Origin of the sequence: Arthrobacter sp. 35/47 (assembly GCF_000520475.1) — a bacterium.
GTDB lineage: Bacteria > Actinomycetota > Actinomycetes > Actinomycetales > Micrococcaceae > Arthrobacter_D > Arthrobacter_D subterraneus.
In genome coordinates this window covers 58173-61630 of sequence record NZ_KI914594.1, presented here as the reverse complement: position 1 = coordinate 61630, position 3458 = coordinate 58173, and the positions used below count along the sequence as shown (strand labels likewise).

The window sequence follows — 3458 nt, the reverse complement described above, 5'->3', positions numbered from 1 at the left end:
ACGCCGGCGCGGTCATTGCCCAGCGACTTGTCGAGGACGACAAGTTCTGGCGTAATCATTGCGGACATCGGAATTCCTTTGGGGGTTATGGGTGGTTGGGGGACGTGTTGGCTGGGGTGAGCGCCCGTACCGTGACGGCGTCGGGCGTGGTCTGGTGCATGGCGGGCACGGTGGATCCCGGCAGGGAGGCCGCGGCCGAACCGTGGGCCACCGCCTGGCGAAGGCAGTCGGGGGCGCCGGCGCCGCCGGTATGCGCCAGAAGGTAGCCGGCCAGCGCGGAGTCTCCCGCGCCGACGGTCGAGATGGCAGTGATGGGTGGGTGCTGGGCATGCCAGGCACCCTCCGCGGTGACCAGCAGGGCGCCCTTGGACCCGAGGGTCGCAAGCACGGCGCCGATGCCGCGGCCGAGTAACCGGGTGGCGGCCTCCACGGCGAGTTCCTGTTCGTCTTCCAGGCTGTCTCCTGCACCGAGTCCGGTGAGCTGGGAGAGCTCCTCTGCGTTCGGCTTGAGCAGATCAGGAGCGGCGCCGCCCTCAATGGCGGCAATCAACGCAGCCTCGGAGGCATCAAGGGCGATCAGTGGTGCCCGGTCGCCATGCCGCGTCCTGACCGCGCGCACCACTGCGGCGTAGAAATCGGACTCAAGTCCCGGCGGTAGGGACCCCGCGAGCACCAGCCATCGGGCGCCGTCGGACAGGTGTACCACCAGATCGATGAGTGCGTCGGCTTCCTGCCGGTTCAGCGCGGGGCCGGGCTCGTTGATCTTGGTGGTGGTGCCGTCGGGTTCCGTGATGGTCACATTGCTGCGCAGTGCCGCTGCAATGGGCAGGTTGCGGTACGGCACGCCGGCGGCCTGAAGGCCCACAAGCACCGGGTCATTGTCATGGCCGGGCAGGATGGCGAGGGTGTCCGCGCCGCCCGCCGACAGAGCGCGGCACACGTTGACGCCCTTGCCGCCGGATTCCTGGCGGTTGGCCGTTGCGCGCTGAACTGCGCCGCGGGCAAGGGGAGCGGCAAGCTCGATGGTGCGGTCGAGGCTGGGATTGGCGGTCAGGGTGATGATCATGCGATCACCAGCTCTACATCGGCATCCGCCAGTGCCCGCGCGAGCGCCGGTTCGGGCTGGGCGTCGGTGATGAGCGCGTCGATCTCGGTGAGTCCGGCGAAACCGACGAGCGTCTGCGCGTCCAGTTTCGACGCGTCCGCCAGAACGACGACGCGGCGTGCTGATTGAACGATTGCAGCCTTCACGGAGGCCTCCTCAGGGTCTGGGGTGCTGAGCCCGAATTCCGGGTGCACTCCGTTGGTTCCAATGAAAACGACGTCCGGCCGGAATCCGCTGTACCGCGCCACCGTGCCGCTGCCCACGCACACACTGGTGAGGCTGCGGACGCGGCCGCCGATGAACTCAACCTGCAGCGATGAACCGATCAGGGTGTGGGCTACCGGCACCGAATGGGTGATGATGAGCAGCTGGTCAACGGCTTCCTGCGCGAGGAGCCCCGCCAGGTAACCGGTGGTGGTGCCGCCGTCGAGCACTATGGAGCCCTCAGCTGGAACCATCCCCAGCGCCGCCTTGGCGATGCGCGCCTTCTCGGCCTGGTTGCGTCCCTCGCGGCTGGTCAGGCTGAGCTCACTGGTGCTGGCGCTCGCCGCCGGGACCGCGCCACCATGGACGCGGCGCAGAAGCCCGTCCTTCTCCAGGAGTGCCAGGTCGCGGCGGACTGTCTCCTTGGTGATGTTGAAACGGGCGGCGAGCTGTGCGACCGTGACCCGCCCCTCGGACGCAACCAGCGTGGCGATCCTGTTGTAGCGTTCTTCGGCGAACACGGGACTCCTTACGGGTGACGGCAATCACATGAATGTGTGTTTCAGTGACTCTATCTGTGTTTGTGTTTGCCTGTCAATCAAAAACGGAGTCAAACCCAAATTCAATTTTTGACGCTGTGGCGTTAAAGCAGGAAGCCACCCGCAGGGATGCAGGTGGCTTCACGGTGGGGCCGGCTGACTCGCCGGCCAAACAGGCGGACAGGTCAGATGCCGCCATCGCGGGTCTCGTTGCGGGTAATCTGCTCGCCGGTGTTGGGATCCTGGACGGTCCTGGATTCGCTGACACGCCGCTGGCTGCGGGGTGCGTTCATGAGCAGGGACACGATAAGCCCCAGGATGCCCACTCCCATCAGGATGTAGCCCACCAGGGTGAGATCGATGAAGTTCACGAGATTGTCTGCGACGGCGAAGGCCAGGATTGCACCGAGTGCAATCAGGACGATGGAGGAACCGATTCTCATGCCAACTACTCCTTGATTTGACCCGCCGTGAAGTTTTTGTGGTTAGTGCAGTAGCCACGGTGGGTTGCGAATATCGCGCTATGTAATCAGCATACTTGGCTGCCGGTTCGAGTGGCTCGGGCGGCGCGGCGAAATTATCCAGCGGGGCCACATCCCGACCTAACGGTGAAGTTTTGATTACGGGGGGTTGCAAACTGTCGGAGCAGGAGTTTAATGGTTCCACTGGCAGGGGCGTAAGCTATTACTAAGCGCACTGATGAAGTAGGGTGGTAAGTAGTTGCACTTCGGTGCACCGTGAAATCGAACATTCGATAAAGGAGCACTTCATGAATTTCCTCGCATTTCTTCTTCTCGGTCTTATTGCGGGCGCCATCGCCAAGATGATTCTGCCCGGACGCCAGGGTGGCGGCTGGCTCATCACGCTTGTTCTCGGCGTGGTTGGAGCCCTTCTGGGAGGATTCCTGGGCAACCTGCTCTTCGGTGTCGGAGTGAATGAGTTCTTCTCGCTTTCCTCGTGGCTGCTGGCCATCGGCGGAGCGATCATCGTCCTCCTCGTCTACGGAGCTATCACCAAGAATCGCTCGCACGCCTAATTGGGTGTGACGCACTAAAACGCCCCGTCGGTCTCATCCGGCGGGGCTTTTTGCGCGACTTTTCGGTGCGCACCAGCCACACTTGAGTAACCCTAGGGAAGGATCAGTAATGGCACGCTTCAACCCCGCGGGAAAATTTGCCAGCGGAGCGGTATTCGACCGGCATGGCCAACCTAAACCGGGTGTCCAGCGCGTGGTGGAACGGGCTATCGACATTCAGCGACCTCTGGTTCTTGCAAACATTCGGAGACTGCGGAGAAAATACCCCTCCGCGACCGCCGCTGAACTGAACGCAAAACTAGAGCGGGATTACCTTGTTGCAATCACAACGGCCGGCGCCGCGGTAGGAGGCACCGCCGTCGTGCCTGCAATCGGGACGGTGGTTTCACTCGGGCTGTCGGCCGCTGCGACCGTCGGCTTCCTTGAGGCGACGGCGCTGTATGCGCAGTCGGTGGCCGAGCTTCACGGCATCTCCACTGACGATCCGGAGCGCGCACGGACCCTCATCATGGGCATCCTCATGGGAGAAGAAGGGTCTGCACTGATCCAGGCAACCATCGGCTCGTCCGCGCCG

General features: G+C 63.4%; 4 protein-coding genes and 1 pseudogene. 2 read left to right on the top strand and 3 right to left on the bottom strand.

All coding sequences use genetic code 11. From position 1 onward, the window contains the following. Positions 1-85: 85 nt before the first annotated feature. The 3 genes from X803_RS0108385 to X803_RS0108375 form a co-directional block, all read right to left on the bottom strand. Positions 86-1066 (bottom strand): 1-phosphofructokinase family hexose kinase, encoded by a 981-nt coding sequence (locus X803_RS0108385; RefSeq protein WP_026544793.1) that lies wholly within the window; start codon positions 1064-1066, stop codon positions 86-88. Beyond that, entirely contained in the window at positions 1063-1830 is a 768-nt protein-coding gene (locus X803_RS0108380) for a DeoR/GlpR family DNA-binding transcription regulator (RefSeq protein ID WP_026544792.1), read from the bottom strand. Before X803_RS0108380 ends, X803_RS0108385 begins: the two co-directional genes overlap by 4 nt. 203 nt (positions 1831-2033) lie before the next feature. After that, positions 2034-2291, bottom strand: coding sequence for a DUF6458 family protein (locus tag X803_RS0108375; protein WP_026544791.1), 258 nt, complete (start codon positions 2289-2291; stop codon positions 2034-2036). A 326-nt stretch (positions 2292-2617) separates the two neighbouring features. Between X803_RS0108375 and X803_RS0108370 the strand changes: the two genes are divergently transcribed. After that, positions 2618-2884, top strand: coding sequence for a GlsB/YeaQ/YmgE family stress response membrane protein (locus tag X803_RS0108370; protein ID WP_026544790.1), 267 nt, complete (start codon positions 2618-2620; stop codon positions 2882-2884). Positions 2885-2993: 109 nt separating this feature from the next. Continuing rightward, positions 2994-3458: pseudogene (locus X803_RS22220) on the top strand (hypothetical protein); the annotation flags it as partial.